Origin of the sequence: Paenibacillus sp. FSL R5-0345, assembly GCF_000758585.1 — a bacterium.
Lineage (GTDB): Bacteria > Bacillota > Bacilli > Paenibacillales > Paenibacillaceae > Paenibacillus_AQ.
On record NZ_CP009281.1, the window covers coordinates 3,052,116 to 3,071,619 of the forward strand.

General features: G+C 40.6%; 21 protein-coding genes. 19 read left to right on the top strand and 2 right to left on the bottom strand.

Annotation, left to right across the window (positions count from 1 at the left end):
- Window positions 1–105 precede the first annotated feature (105 nt).
- Window positions 106–2,607, top strand: coding sequence for a winged helix-turn-helix domain-containing protein (locus R50345_RS13325; protein WP_231574184.1), 2,502 nt, complete (start codon window positions 106–108; stop codon window positions 2,605–2,607).
- A 101-nt stretch (window positions 2,608–2,708) separates the two neighbouring features.
- The gene (locus R50345_RS13330; protein WP_042127252.1) at window positions 2,709–3,647 is read left to right on the top strand and encodes a GNAT family N-acetyltransferase; all 939 of its coding nucleotides are present in this window, start codon (window positions 2,709–2,711) and stop codon (window positions 3,645–3,647) included.
- A gap of 123 nt (window positions 3,648–3,770) precedes the next feature.
- On the opposite strand, the gene R50345_RS13335 is transcribed toward R50345_RS13330, so the two are convergent.
- Window positions 3,771–4,661, bottom strand: coding sequence for a GNAT family N-acetyltransferase (locus R50345_RS13335; protein ID WP_042127254.1), 891 nt, complete (start codon window positions 4,659–4,661; stop codon window positions 3,771–3,773).
- 122 nt (window positions 4,662–4,783) lie between these two features.
- On the opposite strand from R50345_RS13335, the gene R50345_RS13340 reads away from it, so the two are divergent.
- The 11 genes from R50345_RS13340 to R50345_RS13390 all read left to right on the top strand — a co-directional run bounded on the left by R50345_RS13340 (window position 4,784) and on the right by R50345_RS13390 (window position 14,008).
- Window positions 4,784–5,353, top strand: a complete 570-nt coding sequence (locus tag R50345_RS13340) for a GNAT family N-acetyltransferase (RefSeq protein ID WP_042127256.1) — start codon at window positions 4,784–4,786, stop codon at window positions 5,351–5,353.
- Window positions 5,354–5,844: 491 nt separating this feature from the next.
- Window positions 5,845–6,204 carry a replication termination protein gene (locus R50345_RS13345; protein WP_042127258.1) on the top strand — a complete coding sequence of 120 codons (360 nt, stop codon included), beginning with the start codon at window positions 5,845–5,847 and terminating at the stop codon, window positions 6,202–6,204.
- Window positions 6,205–6,297: 93 nt separating this feature from the next.
- Complete coding sequence (locus R50345_RS13350; protein WP_042127259.1) at window positions 6,298–6,684, top strand: DivIVA domain-containing protein; 387 nt, start codon at window positions 6,298–6,300, stop codon at window positions 6,682–6,684.
- A 213-nt stretch (window positions 6,685–6,897) separates the two neighbouring features.
- Window positions 6,898–7,770, top strand: a complete 873-nt coding sequence (locus R50345_RS13355) for a PRD domain-containing protein (protein WP_042127261.1) — start codon at window positions 6,898–6,900, stop codon at window positions 7,768–7,770.
- Between the two features lie 22 nt (window positions 7,771–7,792).
- A complete protein-coding gene (locus R50345_RS13360) occupies window positions 7,793–8,299 on the top strand; it encodes a PTS sugar transporter subunit IIA (protein ID WP_042127263.1) in 507 nt (168 codons plus the stop codon).
- A 48-nt stretch (window positions 8,300–8,347) separates the two neighbouring features.
- On the top strand, window positions 8,348–9,799 hold the full coding sequence (gene nagE, locus R50345_RS13365; protein WP_042127265.1) for an N-acetylglucosamine-specific PTS transporter subunit IIBC: 1,452 nt from the start codon (window positions 8,348–8,350) through the stop codon (window positions 9,797–9,799).
- A 144-nt stretch (window positions 9,800–9,943) separates the two neighbouring features.
- Window positions 9,944–10,261, top strand: coding sequence for a hypothetical protein (locus tag R50345_RS13370; RefSeq protein WP_042127267.1), 318 nt, complete (start codon window positions 9,944–9,946; stop codon window positions 10,259–10,261).
- A 173-nt stretch (window positions 10,262–10,434) separates the two neighbouring features.
- Window positions 10,435–10,953: a sigma-70 family RNA polymerase sigma factor gene (locus R50345_RS13375; RefSeq protein WP_042127269.1), complete on the top strand. Its 519-nt coding sequence runs from the start codon at window positions 10,435–10,437 to the stop codon at window positions 10,951–10,953.
- A 54-nt stretch (window positions 10,954–11,007) separates the two neighbouring features.
- On the top strand, window positions 11,008–12,129 hold the full coding sequence (locus tag R50345_RS13380) for a hypothetical protein (RefSeq protein ID WP_042127271.1): 1,122 nt from the start codon (window positions 11,008–11,010) through the stop codon (window positions 12,127–12,129).
- The gene (locus R50345_RS13385) at window positions 12,126–13,127 is read left to right on the top strand and encodes an ABC transporter ATP-binding protein (protein ID WP_042127273.1); all 1,002 of its coding nucleotides are present in this window, start codon (window positions 12,126–12,128) and stop codon (window positions 13,125–13,127) included. The genes R50345_RS13380 and R50345_RS13385 overlap by 4 nt, the downstream gene beginning before the upstream one ends.
- On the top strand, window positions 13,124–14,008 hold the full coding sequence (locus R50345_RS13390; protein ID WP_042127275.1) for an ABC transporter permease subunit: 885 nt from the start codon (window positions 13,124–13,126) through the stop codon (window positions 14,006–14,008). The genes R50345_RS13385 and R50345_RS13390 overlap by 4 nt, the downstream gene beginning before the upstream one ends.
- Before the next feature lie 90 nt (window positions 14,009–14,098).
- On the opposite strand, the gene R50345_RS13395 is transcribed toward R50345_RS13390, so the two are convergent.
- Window positions 14,099–14,425: a catDE operon transcriptional regulator CatR gene (locus R50345_RS13395; protein ID WP_042127276.1), complete on the bottom strand. Its 327-nt coding sequence runs from the start codon at window positions 14,423–14,425 to the stop codon at window positions 14,099–14,101.
- A 194-nt stretch (window positions 14,426–14,619) separates the two neighbouring features.
- Between R50345_RS13395 and R50345_RS13400 the strand changes: the two genes are divergently transcribed.
- The 6 genes from R50345_RS13400 (at window position 14,620) to R50345_RS13425 (ending at window position 19,453) form a co-directional block, all read left to right on the top strand.
- Window positions 14,620–15,402 (top strand): GTP cyclohydrolase II, encoded by a 783-nt coding sequence (locus R50345_RS13400; protein ID WP_042127277.1) that lies wholly within the window; start codon window positions 14,620–14,622, stop codon window positions 15,400–15,402.
- A gap of 78 nt (window positions 15,403–15,480) precedes the next feature.
- On the top strand, window positions 15,481–16,536 hold the full coding sequence (locus R50345_RS13405) for an ABC transporter ATP-binding protein (protein ID WP_042127279.1): 1,056 nt from the start codon (window positions 15,481–15,483) through the stop codon (window positions 16,534–16,536).
- Window positions 16,537–16,633: 97 nt separating this feature from the next.
- Complete coding sequence (locus tag R50345_RS13410) at window positions 16,634–17,413, top strand: ABC transporter permease (RefSeq protein ID WP_042132143.1); 780 nt, start codon at window positions 16,634–16,636, stop codon at window positions 17,411–17,413.
- A gap of 48 nt (window positions 17,414–17,461) precedes the next feature.
- Window positions 17,462–18,205, top strand: coding sequence for an ABC transporter permease (locus tag R50345_RS13415; protein WP_170880268.1), 744 nt, complete (start codon window positions 17,462–17,464; stop codon window positions 18,203–18,205).
- A 113-nt stretch (window positions 18,206–18,318) separates the two neighbouring features.
- Window positions 18,319–18,948 carry a hypothetical protein gene (locus R50345_RS13420; protein WP_042127283.1) on the top strand — a complete coding sequence of 210 codons (630 nt, stop codon included), beginning with the start codon at window positions 18,319–18,321 and terminating at the stop codon, window positions 18,946–18,948.
- Between the two features lie 34 nt (window positions 18,949–18,982).
- Complete coding sequence (locus tag R50345_RS13425) at window positions 18,983–19,453, top strand: GNAT family N-acetyltransferase (RefSeq protein WP_042127285.1); 471 nt, start codon at window positions 18,983–18,985, stop codon at window positions 19,451–19,453.
- The last annotated feature ends 51 nt before the right edge of the window (window positions 19,454–19,504 follow it).

The following is a 19,504-nucleotide window of genomic DNA, read 5'->3' on the forward strand; positions in this document are numbered from 1 at the left end:
CCCTCTCAACACCAAATAGCGTTAACTTATTCTCAGCATTCGATCATCACCTCACGTGTGACTATCCCAAAGCAAGCACCTTTTTATGTTCAGCGCACTAGATTAATGTCCAGGTTCTTGGATGAGAATCGTGCTAAGGTGACGCTTATTGCTGCTTCTGCAGGCTTTGGCAAAACAACACTTGCGGCTGAATGGGCGCGTATCCATGCTGATGAAGTGGCTTGGCTATCGCTGGATATTTCAGATAATCATCTCGTCCGTTTCTGGTTAAGTGTACATGCTGCTATTCAAAGAATCGCTTCGTCCTTCTTAAGTCGATTAGATTTGTTCCTCCAGTCTGTTCGTGATGGATCTGTAGAGACTGCGATCTCACTTCTACTAAATGAGCTTTATTCCCTTCCCAGTGCAATTACCCTTATTGTAGATGACTATCATACGATTACTAATCAATCGGTTCACGAGAGCATGGGCTTTTTTATCGGACATCTCCCAGATCATGTGAAGCTTGTGATATTAAGTAGAACACGCCCACCGCTCTCATTATCCCGCTTAAGAGTGCAACAGGAATTACTGGAACTGAGCAATGACGACCTGAGGTTTACGTTTGAAGAAATAAATGAACTTCAGTCTCAATCCTTAAGGGATCAGCTTACACCTGAAGAGCTATTATTACTTGAGCAAAAGACAGAAGGCTGGGTAGCGGGTTTGATTCTAGCTTTTCTCTCCTTCTCAGAGAAACTAGATCGCACAGCGTATATGAATACTTTTTCAGGGAACTCACGCAATATTTTCGATTATTTATTGGATGAAGTCCTCTCTAGGCAGTCGACCGAAGTACAAAATTTCTTACTAGTAACGTCTATATTGAATTCCTTTAGTCCTTCTCTAGCAGCGGCTGTGATGGATCAATCGGGTGCGGAGAAGCAATTACAGGAAGTTGAAGAAGCACGTCTTTTCATCGTACCGCTTGACGACACTAGATCGTGGTTCCGTTATCATCATCTATTCGCGGAAATGTTAAAAACTAGACTATCCAAAAAAATGAGTTCAGCAGAGATTGTAAACTTACATAGAAGAGCAGCAATTTGGTACGACCAGGAAGGATTAGCATTAGAAGCTATACAACATGCGTTTGAAGCAAAGGAATATGTGCTTTCAGCATCCTGTATGGACAGACATTTCAATTCGATTATTAAAAATGGCGATGAATCTATATTGCTAGATTTATTGGATATGTTGCCTATCAAGAATATGATCGTGCATCCTGATCTTTTCTATTTTCAAGCAGGGTCGATGGCAGTCTCCGGACGAACAGATGATGCCAAACGCTTTTTACACAAGGTAGAGCGTTTCATGGAAGAGGAATTCTTTATTCCTGATAAAGAACAAGCTGTAGTTCAAATGCGATTGGATCTTTATCGTGCTTCCATTGCCTTTTATCAGGGGGACGTCGATACGTTTGTTGAACTGTTGGATCAGAACAGAGAAGGCATAGAGCGATTTTCTTCTATAGTAAAAGTAGTAAATATGGGGGAAGCTCTTTTATTTCGTGGCCCGATAGGATTCGGTGGAAGATTGAAGAAAATGGCGTATTTATCAGCTAAAGTCTCAACGTCTGAGGAAAGAAGAGCATTGATTCATTTTGCGTTACAAGGGCATGGATTTATATTTTTGTCGGATCTATTTTATGAATGGAACCGTCTTGATGATGCAAGCGTCCAAGTGGAAAAAGCGCTTGTTATGTGTAATTCCTCGGAACAAGTGAGCGTGTGGGTGCCTGGGGTTATTTTACAATCGAAAATATTAACAGCTTTGGGTCACATTGAAGAAGCAGCAGTGGTTTTACGAATGGCTATAAAAGATCTGAAACAACATCTTTCCCCTCGCTGGGAAAGATTGCTAGAGGCTGCACATATTCGAATTTTACTCTCGCAAGGACTTGTAAATAGTGGAGATGAATGGCTTGCGAAAAGTCATATTAGCACAACAGATAAGCCTAATGTCACTAGGGAATATGAACAAATCACACTCGCACGTATACTGATGGCGCGTCAAGCGTTCAACGAAGCGATCCCTTGGCTTAATAAGCTGTTAAGTGAGGCTAGGCGAACGGATCGAATGGGCAGTCAGATCGAGATTTTGTTGCTGCTTGCTGTGTCTTATGAAATTCTAAGTAAGAATAGTCAGGCATTTGAGGCGTTAGAACAGGCCCTTAAGCTTGCTGAGCCGGAGGGTTATATCCGTATTTTTCTTGACGAAGGTGTGCCACTTACCCGATTGCTGCAACGCTATTTATCGGAGCGGAGCACAACTTCTGATGTTGATTATGTTCATCAATTGCTACAGTCATATCAGCTCGAGCCGTTATATAATTTTACTTCTAAGGCTATGAGAACGTCGGATTCTTCTATAGCGTTTCATTTTACAAAAAGAGAGTTAGAGCTCATGTTTTTCATAGTCGAAGGTCTTTCTAATGATGAAATTGCAAGCCGGTTATTCCTTTCTCCAGGCACGGTCAAGAGATACATTCACAATATTTATCAGAAATTAGACGTTAAAAATCGTGTACAAGCCGTTTCTAAGATCAGAGAACATCAATTGCTATAGTTTAATAAATAATTACTATAAGTGTTTATTACCAATCATTTACTTTGAGTCGTGATACTATGGAAGATAGAAGGTGAAGAAGCAGCGAGGAGGAATCGTACATGCAATTAAAGGGATGGTCTGAGGACGAAATATCCTATGAGTTAAGTAATGATTATTCTATACGTAAGGCTGAAACTGATGAATGGGGAATTTACTGTTCCATTTATTATAATATCCAATATATTGGTTTTTTTAGAGAGGAAGGGTTTGATTCTACCCAAAGAAATGCTTTCTGGATCTTTAAAGGTGAGTCGAAAATAGGTGGTGTAAGGATGGATCCTAATCGGATTTATCATTTATTTGTTATTCCACCGTTTAACGATACATTTATGGTGCTGAAACTACTAAAAAAGCTTTTGATATATTGGTCAGATCGAACTAAGCCGATAAAAACCTTTGAGGTTCTACCGGATCAAGTGAATTTATTTGCGCGGGCAGGGTTTTGGCCTGATGAGTTCAGATGTCGCTGGATGCAGCGTCCTACAGATCATTTCGAGGTGGAATGGAACGAAGAATTTAGGATTGAAAGTCCACAGATCGAAGATGATGAGATGGGGGCTAAACGATTTGTTCTTGAAGAACAAATTGCCGAATGCAACTATGCTAGCTTTGCAGGAAGTTTAGAAGCAACCAGAAGAAAGAAATTCTCCTATGAAGATTTTGTACCTAGTGAAGAACCTAATTATACAAATGAAGCATTACTTACGGCGTCAACTCTTGTGTATGATCAGAGATCGGGACAGTTAATTGCAAATTGTCTCTTGGGATTACAAGGAGATTACGCTGCAGTTTACAGCATTGGGGTAATACCCGATTTTAGAGGTAAAGGGTTAGCGACACTCATGTTGAAAAGAGGACTTCATCTCCTTAAAGATAAGTATCCACTCCTAAGATTATATGTCATGGAAGGGAATGACGCAGAGTCTGTTTATACCAATCTAGGATTTGTTCCAGGTGTGCAAGAGATACAGAGTATGTATATTCCTGTGAATGATTAAAATATCCCAGTATTAGTGGATTTTTGCTTCGATGCGTACTTATGTACTTTGTGAGTATCCAAAATATATACTTTCTGCTACGTTAAAAAAAGGGCTGCCGAATGGCAGCCTTCTTCATCCTATCTAGGCATGTGAGGTTATGGGAAACATGAAATGTTTAGGTAGTTCTTTTAAAAGTGGACGCATAAATAACGTATCCTCACTCTGGGGAATTAATTCTGTCTCCAAGTGATCTATTGCACAATCTGGTGTGAAATAAAAATGGATAACCTCAGTTTCAGGAGATATAATGCTATGCAATATGGCGTTGATATCTATACTTGTAGTGCTTAAGATATCAAAAATATGAAGCTGCTGATCCTCATGTCTAAAGATCACTACAACGTCAGCCTCTTCGATATAATAAAAGGAATCATGGAAAGGGAGGATAAAATAAAACAGCAGCTGATGTTTATTCTCTATCACACTGAGTATAGAGGAAACAGGTATTCTTTCTTCTGCGAATTGTTTTAACAAGGTAAAATCATCGGAGTTATTCATAGATAAGCGACGCATAGAGTGGGTTTTAGACGTTTGATTTCTAAAATAAGCAGCCTTTATCGAAAAGCTACTTTCTTGCATACGTTCAAATCCGAATTTAGGATAAAAGTCCAAGGCGCTGTCATTTGCAAATAAGTAAATGAAGTCATATTCATGCTCGTATTTAGCAATAATATGATCTATTAATTTTCTGGATAGTCCTTGCATGCGATAGTCAGGGTGTGTCATTACGGTGCCGATTTGAATGGCTTGATATTCTGTTTGATTTAAAACAATTGTCATTATATTTATGGACGCATTTGCTATCACCTGATCCTGATCAATAAAGGAATAACAAATATATTTGTCATTCCAGCCCCTATGTTCAATCCAAGGTGTAAAATCGATTCCAAAGATCATTTTGGCTAGAGTATTGAAGCTTTCTCTATATTTTTGGTTATGTTTATAATCACTGATCAATGGGTAATCGCTCATAAGTTAACCTCTTTTACAATGTATTTTTTCATAGTTATGTTTATTGGTTATATTTTACTACACTGTTATAAAGTAATGTTTATTTAAAATAAACATTACCGATATTATTTGGAGGCTAGAGTATGAGAGAAATAGATTACAGTAATTATTATTGGAAAGACGAGAAAATTAGATTGCGATCTATTCAAGAAGGGGATTGGGAAGGTTATTACACGAATCGTTTCGACACTCCAGCGAGGCGACTCTTACAGTGTGCTGTTGAATTACCGCCCACAATTGCCGAAGCCAAAAATTTTGCAGAGACTTATGCTGAATTCTCATCTAATAGACTAATGTTTACGATCGAAGATTTGCATGGCGAGAATGTAGGAGGAGTAAATCTTAACAGCATTGACGAGAAAAATGGTACGTTCAGTATTGGCGTGCAAGTGGAAAAAGATCATCGAGGTAAAGGATATGGAACGAGAGCTATAACGATCCTCTTAAAGTATGCTTTTTTCGAACGACGACTAAATAAATTCAATGAATGTGCGCTGGAAGGCAATGAAGGTTCTATAGCGATGTTAAAGAAAGTCGGCTGCGTTCAAGAGGGCGTGCGGCGGAAGGTCATTTACACGAATGGACGATATTATGATTTGATTTTATTTGGATTAACGAAGGATGAGTTTATGGAGAGGAACGGCATGGAATAGAGAGTTTAGACTCTAGTATTGTCTATAGGTAAAGTTAACATATAGACAATGAACTTGGCCAGATGATGTCTGTCTCGATCAAATGCTTAAGCTTTCGGACTCAGACGGCGTTATTTCTGCATTATTAGCTATTTGAACGTTATTTCGGACTCCAGTACAGCTATTCTATAAGAATAGCTGTATTTTTTTTGTTTTTTATGCCAATAGCGTCTGTAGGGTCCGTTGACAATCCAAATGTGGGGAAATGGAGCGCATAGTTAAAAATTCTGTACTTTCATCATATGAAAAATTCACAATAGAAAATCAAAAATATCAGCTCTATCTAGTAACTTCCATAGCAACCATCATTCATCGCTACTAAAATTCTATACCAATCGGAAAAAGTGAACCCACTACCACATTTCAGGTTGTGAAAGTTGGAAAATAGTGCTTATACTAGAGTTATAGCAGGTAAGATTAGCCAATATCAATACAACATGAGGAGGGTTAATATGGCGTTTATGATTGCTCAACGGGCTTTTATCAAGGTGTATCTTATCACAATGGTAGAACAACACCGCGGTTATGGATATCAAATGCTTGAGGATTTACGTCGAGATTTCAAGGCACATGGATATTCCCCCCCACAAAGCGAAATCTATCGTGCCCTGCATGAGCTGGTACAGCAAGGAATTTTATATCGTACTAAACAGCTAAAAGGGAATGATCCGAAGGTGGATTTTCAAGAAATCGTCTTATATCATTTTACTTCTGATGGAGAAGAGAAAGCTAAGCTATATAAGAAGCAGGTGAAGACAGATCTTGATCGCTGTCTAGGTATTTTGAACAAGGCGGTTGCGGATAACTTCTAGAACTGGAACTATAGTTATATTTTCAGGATGCTCTTACCCTGTTATAATGGTTACTGCCGGATCATTGCAGTAAATACTTGGAGGTAACAAATGATGGATGAACATATGAAACGTCGATTGGACAAACAACGCAAGCTCTTCAGCCAACTTGGCATCACTCTTGATGCTCTAACCATACATGAAAAAGAATTCAGTATGAAGCTTCGTGGTTACGATGCGGAAGAAGTAGATACTTTTCTAGATAGCGTAATCAAAGATTATGAGCGTTTTTATGCGACAATCGCTGATCTGATGGATAAATGGCAAGAGCAACAACTGGAGATGCGCGAATTAAAGTCAGAAACCAAAGCTACTGAAGTCATTCAAGTTCCTGTACTTCGAGGCATCGATCCAAAGGAATTAGAAGAAGTCATTTTAAGATTGGAAACCAATGTCCGTCAGCTTAAAGATAAGCTTCCCCAAATCGAAAGCTATTTATAAGTCATGAATTTTGATCACAGGTGCTCCGCTTGACATTTATAAATTTATCATTGACGAGTTAGCAGTTCATGATTTATGATATGTTCATAAATGATCATTTATATTTCAGTGGCGTGTTACCGTTAAGGGCATGAGCCAAGAATTGTCTTCATCTTCACGAGACATTTCTTGGCTTTTTTTGTTCCTAATTGACGATAATATGGGAAAGGAGTGATGAGCTTGTCGCGGGAGATCGAGCAATTTCAAGTACAGCGTGTGATTGGGAACAACGTTGTAATGGTTCAGGGAAGCAAGAACGGCAAGGAATATGTCATCATTGGCAAAGGCATTGGTTTTGCTGTGAAAGGTTCAGGGGTGATTGAAGGGAACGATCCTCGTATTGAGAAATTGTTTCGTCTAGAAGACCGCGAAGCCTGGAGCCAGTATCAAATATTGCTGGAAGACATAGATCCCAAAGTGATGAGAATAACTGATGAAATAATTGCTGATATCCAAAGTCAATTTCCTGACAAATTAAACGACAAGATTTATCTGGCACTCCCGAGCCATATTCAGTTCACCATTTACCGTCTGCGCAACGGGATGGATATTATTAATCCTTTTTTACAAGAAACTAAGATGTCTTTTCCGAAGGAATTTGATATCGCTTACAAGGCATCAGAGAAAATCAATGCTGAATTTCAGGTGCAAATTCCCGAAGACGAGGTTGGATTCCTTACTTATCATGTGTACTCCGCGGTTAGTAATGTATCGGTGGGTCAGTTAGTAAAAGCATCCAATATTGTGAGTGAACTTTTAGACATGATTCAGCAAGAACGTAATATAACTTTTGAACATGGAAGTATGAACCATATTCGGTTAATGATCCATTTACGGTTTTCGCTGGAACGTATTTTGAAAGGATCACTAATAGATAATCCTTTTGTGAAACATATTAAGAAGGAATATAAAGAGGAATACAAGTTATCTCAAAAGCTCGGGAAAGTGATGCAAAGATCACTTGGAGTAGAAATTCCAGAAGAAGAGCTATGTTTCCTGGCGATGCATCTACATCGATTATTTCAAACCTTAGTGAAACAAAATTAACATCTTTAGAGGAGTGGAGCATATGTTTTCCAAATGGAAATCAAAAAAAGAAGAGAAACCTACTGGACATACAATTGAAATCATGGCACCAATCAGCGGAGAAGCCGTTTCATTATCAGAAGTTCCTGAAGAAACCTTTGCTGGTGGTCATATGGGGAGCGGTATTGCAATCAGACCTTCCGAAGGGATCTTAAAAGCTCCTTTTGATGGCACGGTTGCTCATATCGTGAAATCAAGTCATGCAGTTATTTTGGAACATTCCTCCGGTGTGCAATTGTTGTTACATATCGGAATCGATACTGTCAGCCTTAAGGGCAACGGATTTGTCAGTCATATTTCCTCTGGAGATCAAGTGAAGGCAGGTCAAACCCTAATCGAATTTGATCTGGATGTAATTCGCGCAGCAGGTTGTGACACAATTTCGCCTGTAATCGTGACTAGTACGGAAGAAACACCACCTAAAGTGAACGGACATTATGGTCAGGTTACAGCTGGACAGGATCTGGTTCTTACAGTGGCTTCAAAGTAATAAGCGAATAAAGCATTTCTACTATTGAATCGAAAGGATGATTTTGTTATGTTGGCTTTTCTACAAAAACTAGGTAAGTCGCTTATGCTTCCAGTTGCTACTATGCCCGCGGCAGCTATTCTTCAAGGGTTTGGTTTGCTTAACTATGAAAAAGATTTGCATCTAGGAGCCACGGTAGGGGGATTCTTGAACCAATATTTTGCTCCATTCCTAAATGCCGGTGCAAATGCAATCTTCGGAAATCTTGCTTTGATCTTTGCGGTAGGGGTCGCAATTGGATTCGCTAAGGATGCCGTTGCTGCCTTGTCAGCAGTAATTGCATACATGGTGTTAACTAAGATTCTGGCTGTTGTACCTCTTCAGTTCTCCTTCATCAATGATGATGTAGTATTGAATATGGGTGTGCTCGGAGGTATATTTGCCGGTGCATGGGCAGCATTCCTATATAAGAAATATCACAATATCAAGATGCCAGATTGGCTTGGGTTCTTTGCAGGTAAACGATTTGTTCCGATCATTACGGCAGCATCCACGATGGTCCTTGCAGTATTAATTGGGATGATCTGGAGCCCTATACAAGATGTAATTAGTGATTTCGGAAACTGGGTTGTGTCCTTGGGAGCAGTTGGAGCTTTCATCTTCGGTACAGCTAACCGCTTATTGATTCCGATCGGACTTCACCACGTACTGAATACGATTGCTTGGTTCCAAATTGGTGACTTTACAAATGCAGCAGGCGAATTGGTACACGGTGACTTATACCGCTTCTTCGCTGGAGATAAAACGGCTGGGATGTTTATGACTGGATTCTTCCCAATCATGATGTTTGCGCTTCCAGGTGCAGCTCTTGCATTTATTCATACCGCTAAACCAGAAAAACGTAAAATGGTTGCTTCCATCTTTATCGGTTCTGCCATTGCTTCTTTCTTAACAGGGATTACAGAACCACTTGAGTTCTCCTTTATGTTCTTGGCACCACTATTGTACTTGGTGCATGCTTTGTTAACAGGTTTCTCCATGGCTTTAATGTACATTCTAGATGTTAAGCTTGGTTTCGGTTTCTCTGCAGGTTTGATCGATTACCTAGTGAACATGAAGCTATCCACCAATGCATGGGTTCTTATCCCTGTAGGTCTTGCCTTCTTCGTTCTGTACTATGTGTTGTTCCGTTTTATCATCACGAAGTTCAAGCTTAAGACGCCTGGTCGAGAAGATGATGATGATGCGCTTGCACCAACTGGCGGTAACGCAACAGGTTCAGCTGTTTCTTCCAAGGCTGCTCAAATTCTTGAGCACATTGGTGGACCTTCAAATATCGAGAATATCGATGCTTGTATTACACGCCTTCGTCTGATCGTTAAAGACGAGAAAGCAGTTAAAGATTCCGCGCTGAAGCAACTCGGTGCTTCTGGGGTCATGAGACTTGGTCAAGGTGCTGTACAAATTGTATTTGGTCCGAAATCGGAGCAATACAAAGAGGAAATCGAGAAGTTACTATAACTTAACGTACTCCGTTTAAAATTATTAGCAAGGGCTAGTCCGCATACTAGCCCTTGTTTTTTTGTGTATAGAGGGATAAAATGTTGCAATATACACAATACCTAGTATAATACTTGGTATAAACATACAAAGGAGTCGGTACATATGTCAGTCGACGATTATCTGGACCTTTTAAATTATGCCAAAGCAATTAACGATGGACAGTGGCAGGCTGACATCATAGAGAGTTTAAAGAATCTAAACACTGTATCGGAAGAACCCCAGGTTCAAGAAGAAAGTGTGATAGAATTATGGTCGCAGTTTGATTCCGTTAACATATTGATCATGAAGTTGTTTGAGAAGCTGCGCAAGAATGAAGATTCAGATGAAGTGTTACATTGGAATGAGCAGCTGCTGGAGCTTAAGCTGGAGCGGAGTATTTTGTCTAAGAAAATCCTTAACCGGTATATTCGAATTCGATAATTGAGATCACAATAAATAGGTAAGACTAATAATGAAGACAGTAACCTTGTTAATTAGGGGCTGTCTTTTTGCTTGTCTTGAGATAGGTTATGATAATTATGAAGAATTCTGATACAAAAATGCACTGACAGTCGTCTTACTTATAGCTGCAGCTGATAAGGAGGATTTACACGATGGAAATTCCGGAATCTGAAATTTTTAAAGCAATATTTTACGAACATTATCCTGTTGTCCGACGTAAGCTTGCCGCTTTGGTACGCGATGAATCGGCAGCGGATGATTTGGCTCAAGAAGTTTTTCTAAGATTGTACCGTAATCCACCAGATGATCCAGCAGCGCTGGGTGCCTGGCTTCATAGAGTCCTTACCCGTATTGGATATGATTATCTGGACAAAAAAGCGAGGGAACGGCGACTGCAGAATAAACAAGAGCAGCTATATGATGCTAGTGAATCTCCGCCTTCAGGTGAAGAAATCATTCTAAGTAAGCTAGATCAGGAGGATGTACATGTCTGGCTGAATGAATTGCCTGAAAGAGACAGACAGGCGCTTCTCCTACGCTACTCAGGGTACAGCTACGTGGAAATCGCGGGAGAGCTTGGAGTAAGGCCTCCAGTAGTAGGAACCTTGCTCCACCGAGCGACAGAGAAATTAAGACAGAATGCAACGAAGGCGATACCCCAGACAAAGTAGACATTACTCAAAGTGCAGCTACGAAGTAATCTTTTTAATTCAGGAGGTACACTAATGAATAACTATTCAGGAAAGCAAGATAAAGATAAGCAAAGTACAGATGAAGCCTGGGCGAAGCTGCAGAGCAAGTTAGAGAAAGAGCCTTATAATCCTCAATGGGCAAAATGGAGTCAAAATACAGAGACTAATACTGAGGATCCTATTTACTTTAGTCAGCCAGCAAATGTAGAGAGTGTTAACTCAGAGCCAGCACCAACAGTAGAGCAGGACTTACTTGTAGCTACCCATGATAAGCAAGTAAAACGCCCGCGTCGACTGCGTATGAACCGTCGTCGGAAGTTGGGAGCAGTTTTAGCAAGTGTGGCTGTTTTTGCTGTAATACTCGCGACTCCGATAGGAAATACAGCAATGGCATCCATTCTGAATCAGTTCCGTATGGAACAGGTTACGGTTGTACACGAGAATGATCTTCGAAATATTTTCACACAAGTAGCTGAAGACGGTGAGCTTAATCGATCAATTAATCAATTCGGTGAGTTTACCAACACTAACGGTGCTTATATTGGTGAGCTGCCTGCGGATCAACTGAAAGCTACCGTAGGCTATCCAGCGAAAATCGCTGCTTTAGGGGAAGGGCGTAATACAGTTACGGTGGGTGCTTCACAGGATATCACGCTTAATCTGAAAGTTGACGAAGTGAACAAAGCCTTGAAAAAAATCGGGGCAGAACATCTGCTGCCTGAATCGATTGACGGTAAACCAATTACACTTCATATTCCGGAAATTGTGAATTACAATCTCTCATCTGATGAAACGCATTGGGCAAGTCTGTCGCAGATGAATGCGCCTGTACTTAACGTTGATCCTTCTATTAAAGTGGAAGAAGCTTTGGAAGCTGTAGTGAATTTCCCACTGTTGCCGGATTACTTGAAGACTAGCTTAATGCAGAGCAGGGTCTTATCCGGGGAAATCCCAATGCCGTTAATCGCTGGAGAAAATACGGAGCAAATAACTGTGGGTGATACTTTAGTTATTGTTGATAATTATGAATACAGCCGCGGTCCTGTATATCAAGCTACATGGATTCAGGATGGGCAGCTATTCAATTTGTCAGGTGAGATCTATTCGAGTAAAGAGAAGCTTATGACCAAGGTTCAGGAGTTGATTGAATCATGAGTACTGCAGCAATTGAAGCTAAGTCCCTAACCAAGGAATTTGATAACGGGCGCGGTTGTCGAGATGTAAGTATTAGTGTAGGGAAAGGGGAAGCCTTTGGCTTCCTCGGCCCTAATGGTGCAGGTAAAAGCACCTTTGTGAAAATGCTAGTAGGACTTATTCATCCATCAAGCGGTAGTGGGAGCCTATTCGGGCATAAGATTGGTTCCTTGGGAGCAAAAGCACTTATCGGCTATTTGCCAGAATTGTATCGTTATCAGGAATGGCTGACGGGTGAGGAGGTTGTGAGGCTGCATGCAAGATTATGCGGAATGCAACGGTCTGTAGCAGATAAGAGGATTCCACAACTACTGGATGAGGTTGGAATTGGTAAGCGTGGACGAGATCGAGTAAAGCATTATTCTAAGGGAATGCAGCAAAGATTGGGGTTGGCTTGTGCACTTATAAATGAACCGGCTATTGTTTTTTTGGATGAGCCCTCATCGGCACTAGATCCAATTGGACGTCAGGAAGTCCGGCGTATATTACAGAACCTAAAAGAAAAAGGAGTTACGATATTTCTAAACTCTCATTTGTTAGAGGATGTTGAAGTACTTTGTGACCGAATGGCGTTACTGAATAATGGGGTTATTCTCCGGCATGGCAAAGTGTCCGAGATGCTGAACAAGCGTATGAGCTGGCATTTTAAAGTAGGCGGCTATGCGCCTATTTTATTGTCATGGCTAAATGAGAACACAGGCTTGCAGATTCGGGTGTCTTCCCATACCGAAGAAAAGTTGATAAACGGGTTAGAAAATCTGCAATCTCTGCAATCGATAGACAGAAGTACGGTTTGGTTGGAGGCAGAGCTGGAAAGTGAAGAGCAGGTGGGGTGGTTAAATACATTAATTGTAGAACAAGGGATGACCTTATATGAAGTTTCACGCAAGAAAGAACGTCTGGAAGAGTGGTTTATGGATGCTGTATCCGGACTAAGCCACAGAGGTGAACAGGAATGAGAATTATAATGGGGATGACCTGGAAGGAATTGCTGCGTAAAAGAGTAATGGTGCTGACATTACTAATGACCGTGGTCTTTCTTATTGGGTTTTGGTTTATTGCGGGTACAATCGGACAAAGTACTATGTCTCAAGGATCGAGTATTCCTACTGGAGAAGAACTCCTTATGCGTTTTACTAATGGTTTATTTATTTTATCGTTTGGATTTTTTTTCGGGGCCTTTGTAATTGCTTTTTTAGCAATATTTAGTTCATTCTCCGCCATTTCAGGTGAGGCAGAGCAGGGTGTGATGCAAGCCTTGCTTCCAAGACCCATTCCACGCTGGAAATGGTATGCCGGTCGCTGGCTTGGTTATGTAACATTGGGGATAGGGTATGCGCTTATTTTATTTATTTCTATATTGCTAATTACTCAAGTCCATGCCGCAATTCCGAGAGATGGATTAGCGCTATTCAAATCTTTCCTGCTCTTTGCCTCTATCGTACCGTTGCTGATAACTATTTCTATGCTGGGTTCAGGATTCTTTTCGGCACTTGGGAATGGGGTATTTATGACTATGCTTTATGGTGCTGGATGGCTAGGAGGAATGATTGACAAGGTAAGCAGTTCTTTACTATCTGAGCCTGCAGCGCTTAGCACTTTAAATAATATGACAGGTATAATGTCGTTACTAATGCCTGTAGATGGATTACAGCGTAGAATGACTGCTGAATTATTTAGCATTAACGAAATGAGCGGGATGTTTAATGGTTCCAGTAGTTCATTTGGGTTAGTAAATTTCGCCTCAGTCCCATCCAATACATTTATCGTATATGCGATCTTCTATACGCTACTGGCATTCTTAATCGGATTGTATCGTTTTCAACGGAAGGATTTATAGCAGTTCAATAATACATTGAAGAACTTAAAATGCCCTTTTTGTTGCCGAATTTACGGAACAAAAAGGGCTCTTCAAGTTAGTGGAGACCGATTAATTTGTAACACCAAGCTCAATCCAGTCTGTAGACCAATTTCCAATTTCACCAAGTATAGGAGCCAACGCGGTACCTTTTGGAGTAAGGGAGTACTCAATGCGTACGGGCATTTCTGGATATACGGTTCGCTCAATAATACCTTCGATTTCCATTTCTTTTAATCGGTCAGATAACACTTTACCACTTAGATTAGACAGACAGCTTTCAATTTCGCCAAAACGACGTGGACCTGGCATAAGCACGAAAACGATCAGCGCGACCCAACGTTTACTTAGCAAGTCTACCGCTTTTTCAAAGCGAGGACACATGTTGAAATCATTCATAATATCACCTCAACATTCATTATATCATAAACTTACATAAAGTAATTATAAATATTTAAAGATATATTATAACTTGACGAAGTTATATTACAATGATAAACTTACTTACAAATAGTTACTTATATTTTAACTAATATTCGATCCTTATGTATAGCTACAGCTATACTAGATGAACATTGAGGAAGGTGTTACACATGACAAAACCAGATATTATTTCAATCCTACAAAATAAAATTACTCGTATTCCTTTAGCAAACAGTACAAATATATTGGTTGGACCGATTACTTTACCTGTGAATTTAGACGGAGAGACTGTTACTTTTAAATGGTACAACTGGTTGAACACTACAGATGCAGAGCTTCTTAAAGGGGACAGCAATGAAGCAACCGCCGCTTTGATTTCCAAGTTACCATCCATGAGCCTTGCAGATGGACAACAATCCAGTGTGTTAGTATATGGTGATTTCGAGGATTCCGATGAAGCATTAATTCGGATGCACAGCATTTGCCATACCGGAGATATTTTTGGAAGTAAACGTTGTGATTGTGGCTTTCAGTTACATCAGTCCATGAAAATGATCGTAGAGCATGGCTCAGGTGCGTTATTTTATCTGGCTAACCATGAAGGCAGAGGCATTGGACTGTTCAGTAAATCTTTAGCGTATCTTTTACAAGAAGAAGGATACGATACAGTTGAGGCTAATTTGGAGTTGGGTTTTGTTGATGATTCTAGAAATTATGAAGAAGCGATTAGTGTTCTACAACATCTACGTCATAAACCAGTCACACTAATTACGAACAATCCGAAGAAACTGGAAGCTCTTAAGGCAGCTGGAATGAACGCTGTGAAAAGAGTAGCGCTATGGGGAGATGTATCTTCGTTTAATGAGAAATACTTGCGTACCAAAGTGGCTCGTTCAGGACATTTAGAGGCAGTAAAAGATACAAATCCAATCGCAGGAAGACTGGCTAAGTAAAAATCGAGGTAGTGCTTTTGGACTTCTTCTATTATAATGGGTTACTGGAACCCAACTTTAAGCTTAGTGAGGTACAATATGACTGCTATTCAAGTACAAGACTTACGTAAAACATTTAAAGTGCAAAAAAACCGCGAAGGTCTCAAAGGGGCCTTCGCTGATTTGTTTAAAAGGGAGTATACGGAAGTAACTGCGGTGAAGGATATATCCTTTTCCATTCCCGAAGGTGAGATTTGTGGTTATATCGGTGAGAACGGTGCTGGAAAATCAACTACGATCAAGATGCTCACGGGTATTCTCGTACCCACTTCAGGAAATCTTTCGGTGGGTGGTTATGTTCCTTATTTGGAGCGCGAGAAATTCGTGAAGAATATCGGTGTGGTGTTTGGGCAACGCAGCCAGCTATGGTGGGACATTGGGGTCATTGAATCCTTCCAGCTGCTGCGCAAGGTATACCGGGTATCTGAACAAGACTTCAAGAAACGGCTTGATGAATTGGTCGAACGCTTGCAGCTGCAAGAACTACTGAATCGTCCCGTTCGTAAGCTTAGTCTCGGTCAGCGGATGCGTTGTGAATTAGTAGCAGCATTGCTTCATAATCCGTCGATTGTATTTCTGGATGAACCGACCATTGGCTTAGATATTGTGGTGAAATCAGAGATCCGTGAATTTCTTAAAGATATGAACCGTGAGCATGGGACAACCATCCTGCTGACTACACATGATTTGCAAGACATTGAAGCCCTTTGTTCCCGGGTGATTATGCTTGATGATGGCCGTATCATTTATGACGGAGGACTGGAAGACCTGAAGCAACGTTGGGGAACCGGACGTGAAGTTCAATTTCAATTCGGGAATGCAACGAAACGGCAACTGCTTGAGCTTTGGACTGAAGGGATGCCGGTTACTTGGTCTGCAGAGAACGATCTTGGAGCATCGGTTTGGATACCGCTGGATATAAATGTTTCCGATGTTTTGGGACGGGTAGTAGGGAAAGCTGACATTACTGATATCAAAATTATTGAGACGAATACGGACGATATTGTTCGCAGTATTTATCAATCCGGGTCTGCGGATAAACCAGAGAAACAAGCTGCCGCTCTGAAGGATGAAAGAGAGGCTTTACATGTCTGATAAGCTTAATGCTGCAACAGCTATGTCTTCTTCCTCAGGAGGTTCGTCTTCAGGTGGTCCTCCAGAGAATAGTCGGAGATTACTATTTGGGGCGTACATGGATTTTATACGCATCCGGTTCCTTACCATGCTTGCTTATCGGATTAACTACTACTCAGGTATTCTTATCTATTCCTTGAATATCGGGGTTAACTATTTCACATGGATGGCCATCTATGGGAATGGGGATTCACTTGGTGGCTTTACCGCAACGCAAATGACGTCTTATGTTGCTGTTTCTTGGATGGCACGTGCGTTTTATTTTAATAATCTAGATCGTGAGATTTCTACGGATATACGAGACGGAAGCATCGCTATTCAGTTTATAAGGCCTTATAACTATGTCTTAGTCAAAATGATGCAAGGACTCGGAGAGGGCATGTTCCGCTTCCTCTTGTTTATGATTCCCGGTATGGCTATAGCGATGTTGTTGTTCCCGGTTCAATTACCGACAGCACCATCTGCTTGGGCGGGTTTTCTTGTAATGCTCTTTTTCAGCTTTTTGATTAATTCACAGATCAATATTATTACGGGGCTCTCGGCCTTCTTTGTTGAGAATAATGAGGGCATGATGCGAATGAAGCGGGTAATTGTTGATCTGTTCTCCGGTCTGATCGTGCCGATCAGTCTGTTTCCTGACTGGCTATCTTCTATACTTAAGGTGCTGCCGTTTCAGGCGATTACTTACTTGCCGGGCTCAGTGTTTACGGGACGAGTGCAAGGGGTTGGGATTTGGAATGTACTGGGGATCCAGATCGTTTGGTTCCTGGCCTTACTGATTCCAATTGTCTGGTTATATCATGCGGCGCGGCAGCGTCTCTTCGTGCAGGGAGGTTGAGGAAACGTGTATTACCTTGGATTATTAATTGAATACATCAAGAACTATATGAAGTCCCGGCTCACCTATCGTGCAGACTTTTGGGTAGAGGTCATATCAGATTTACTTTTCCAGGCCACCAACTTTATCTTTATTCTGGTGATTTTCATGCATACGGATAGCCTAGGCGGTTGGAATCAGAACGAAGTAGTGTTCGTGTATGGATTCTTTATGGTGCCTTTTGGGGTGTTTAGTTGTTTTGTGAATCTATGGGGATTTAGTGAGCGTTACATCGTTAAAGGTGAGATGGACCGTATTCTGACACGCCCAGCGCATAATTTATTCCAGATCTTTTTGGAAAATGTTGATCCACCAGCACTAATGGGCTCTTTCATAGGTATTATTATTATGGCTATTAGTGGCAGTAATCTGGGTCTTCCCTTTGAATGGTGGACGATACCAGCTCTGATCATTCTTACGTTAAGTGCCGTCGCCATCTATACTGGGATTTATACAACATTGACTTCATTGTCTTTCTATTCGGATGCTCCTACGGGCATTCTTCCGTTAATGTATAACATTCAGACTTATGGCCGTTATCCGGTAACGATCTACAATCGGGCTATTCAGGTACTACTCACGTGGATCATACCGTTTGCATTCGTCGGAGTCTATCCGGCAGCGCTCTTCCTACAGCGAGAAGAGATGACAAACCTTGCTCTCTTGACGCCAGTTGTAGGTGCGATATTCCTTGGAATTGGTCTGTTAGCTTGGAGTTATGGCGTTAGAAGATATAAGGGAGCCGGATCTTAAGTTAAGCTAGTGTCTTGTTATGTTGGAAAGGCTACCTTCGGGTAGTCTTTTTTTCACTCCTAATTCATCAATATGCTAAAATCATTAATGAATACAATAGGGAGGAATCATTAATGAATGTGATAGATACTTTACCAGAACCCGAAAAATTAAAAAAACTTTTGAAAATTCTTTCTTCTCTAAATATTGTCCTATGCACAGAGGAATGGCTTCGCTATCATAGGTTTGTTTCTGAATTCGATAAGAATGTTTCCTTAGCATCGATTGATAATGGATCAGGTGATGATTTGTTTATTATTTTTGCACCTCAAGGAACGATAATTAAAGGATTTGATCATGAGTCAGAAATAAGTCCATATGCGCGCGACGAACATGAAGTTTGGCCAGGAATCTATGAAGAAGTCCCAACCTCACTATTGTCATTTCTTGAAGATGAGGCGATAAATAAGGATGATGTTACTTTTTGCATTTGGCGTGAAAATAATGACTTGACGTGGCAGAAGGGGAAGGTAGAGATTCAAGCGGGGGCAGAAGATGGCTCGGACTTTTTGCTAGGGACTATTTTCGTCACAGCTGAAGATTTTGTGGAATTTGCTGAAGGTTATTTTGAAATCACGCTCCCCTTAGAGATTATTGCAAAGGTTTATGAGGGGGCAGCCATTACGAAAGAGATGATCGAAGCGTTAAATCCTGATGGTGACGTAGAGAAAATCCTTCGGGAGTTAGCGGAGATAGACTCATAGGTGCCTATTGATTTTGAGCATAAGGTGGTGCGAAATGAAACTTTACATGGAAAAGCTGAATGCTGATGCTGCTAGGAATATATTAAGCTGGCGATATGAACAACCTTATGATTTTTACAACAATGAACAAACGCCTGAAGCCATAAGTGAAATGCTTGCTGAATCATATTTTTCCATATTTGATGATAATAAAGAGTTAGTAGGGTTCTTCTGTACAGGAAGCTCAGCGCAGGTTCCAAATAAGTCATATACATATTCTCAGGGGTTTATAGACATTGGATTAGGGATGAGACCAGAATTTACAGGGCAGGGAAATGGGACTCTATTTTTCACAGCTGTTCTAAGTAAAATGGATTCAATGTTCGGGAAAAGCTCAAAACGTCTGACAGTGGCAAAGTTTAATGAAAGAGCGATACGTTTGTATGAGAAATTGGGATTTAGCCGGGAAACTGAATTTTTAAAAGGAAGTACTGTATTTATTGTTATGGTTAAGGTTAAAGCTTGATACCGGACCATTCTATTCTATTTGGGATAACAATTGTCGATTACTGGAAGG

Excerpts from the sequence above, each read along its gene's own strand:
- R50345_RS13325 (WP_231574184.1), top strand. The coding sequence starts at position 106 with ATGTCCAGGTTCTTGGATGAGAATCGTGCTAAGGTGACGCTTATTGCT.
- R50345_RS13330 (WP_042127252.1), top strand. The coding sequence starts at position 2,709 with ATGCAATTAAAGGGATGGTCTGAGGACGAAATATCCTATGAGTTAAGT.
- R50345_RS13335 (WP_042127254.1), bottom strand. The coding sequence starts at position 4,661 with ATGAGCGATTACCCATTGATCAGTGATTATAAACATAACCAAAAATAT.
- R50345_RS13340 (WP_042127256.1), top strand. The coding sequence starts at position 4,784 with ATGAGAGAAATAGATTACAGTAATTATTATTGGAAAGACGAGAAAATT.
- R50345_RS13345 (WP_042127258.1), top strand. The coding sequence starts at position 5,845 with ATGGCGTTTATGATTGCTCAACGGGCTTTTATCAAGGTGTATCTTATC.
- R50345_RS13350 (WP_042127259.1), top strand. The coding sequence starts at position 6,298 with ATGGATGAACATATGAAACGTCGATTGGACAAACAACGCAAGCTCTTC.
- R50345_RS13355 (WP_042127261.1), top strand. The coding sequence starts at position 6,898 with ATGAGCTTGTCGCGGGAGATCGAGCAATTTCAAGTACAGCGTGTGATT.
- R50345_RS13360 (WP_042127263.1), top strand. The coding sequence starts at position 7,793 with ATGTTTTCCAAATGGAAATCAAAAAAAGAAGAGAAACCTACTGGACAT.
- nagE (WP_042127265.1), top strand. The coding sequence starts at position 8,348 with ATGTTGGCTTTTCTACAAAAACTAGGTAAGTCGCTTATGCTTCCAGTT.
- R50345_RS13370 (WP_042127267.1), top strand. The coding sequence starts at position 9,944 with ATGTCAGTCGACGATTATCTGGACCTTTTAAATTATGCCAAAGCAATT.
- R50345_RS13375 (WP_042127269.1), top strand. The coding sequence starts at position 10,435 with ATGGAAATTCCGGAATCTGAAATTTTTAAAGCAATATTTTACGAACAT.
- R50345_RS13380 (WP_042127271.1), top strand. The coding sequence starts at position 11,008 with ATGAATAACTATTCAGGAAAGCAAGATAAAGATAAGCAAAGTACAGAT.
- R50345_RS13385 (WP_042127273.1), top strand. The coding sequence starts at position 12,126 with ATGAGTACTGCAGCAATTGAAGCTAAGTCCCTAACCAAGGAATTTGAT.
- R50345_RS13390 (WP_042127275.1), top strand. The coding sequence starts at position 13,124 with ATGAGAATTATAATGGGGATGACCTGGAAGGAATTGCTGCGTAAAAGA.
- R50345_RS13395 (WP_042127276.1), bottom strand. The coding sequence starts at position 14,425 with ATGAATGATTTCAACATGTGTCCTCGCTTTGAAAAAGCGGTAGACTTG.
- R50345_RS13400 (WP_042127277.1), top strand. The coding sequence starts at position 14,620 with ATGACAAAACCAGATATTATTTCAATCCTACAAAATAAAATTACTCGT.
- R50345_RS13405 (WP_042127279.1), top strand. The coding sequence starts at position 15,481 with ATGACTGCTATTCAAGTACAAGACTTACGTAAAACATTTAAAGTGCAA.
- R50345_RS13410 (WP_042132143.1), top strand. The coding sequence starts at position 16,634 with ATGGATTTTATACGCATCCGGTTCCTTACCATGCTTGCTTATCGGATT.
- R50345_RS13415 (WP_170880268.1), top strand. The coding sequence starts at position 17,462 with ATGAAGTCCCGGCTCACCTATCGTGCAGACTTTTGGGTAGAGGTCATA.
- R50345_RS13420 (WP_042127283.1), top strand. The coding sequence starts at position 18,319 with ATGAATGTGATAGATACTTTACCAGAACCCGAAAAATTAAAAAAACTT.
- R50345_RS13425 (WP_042127285.1), top strand. The coding sequence starts at position 18,983 with ATGAAACTTTACATGGAAAAGCTGAATGCTGATGCTGCTAGGAATATA.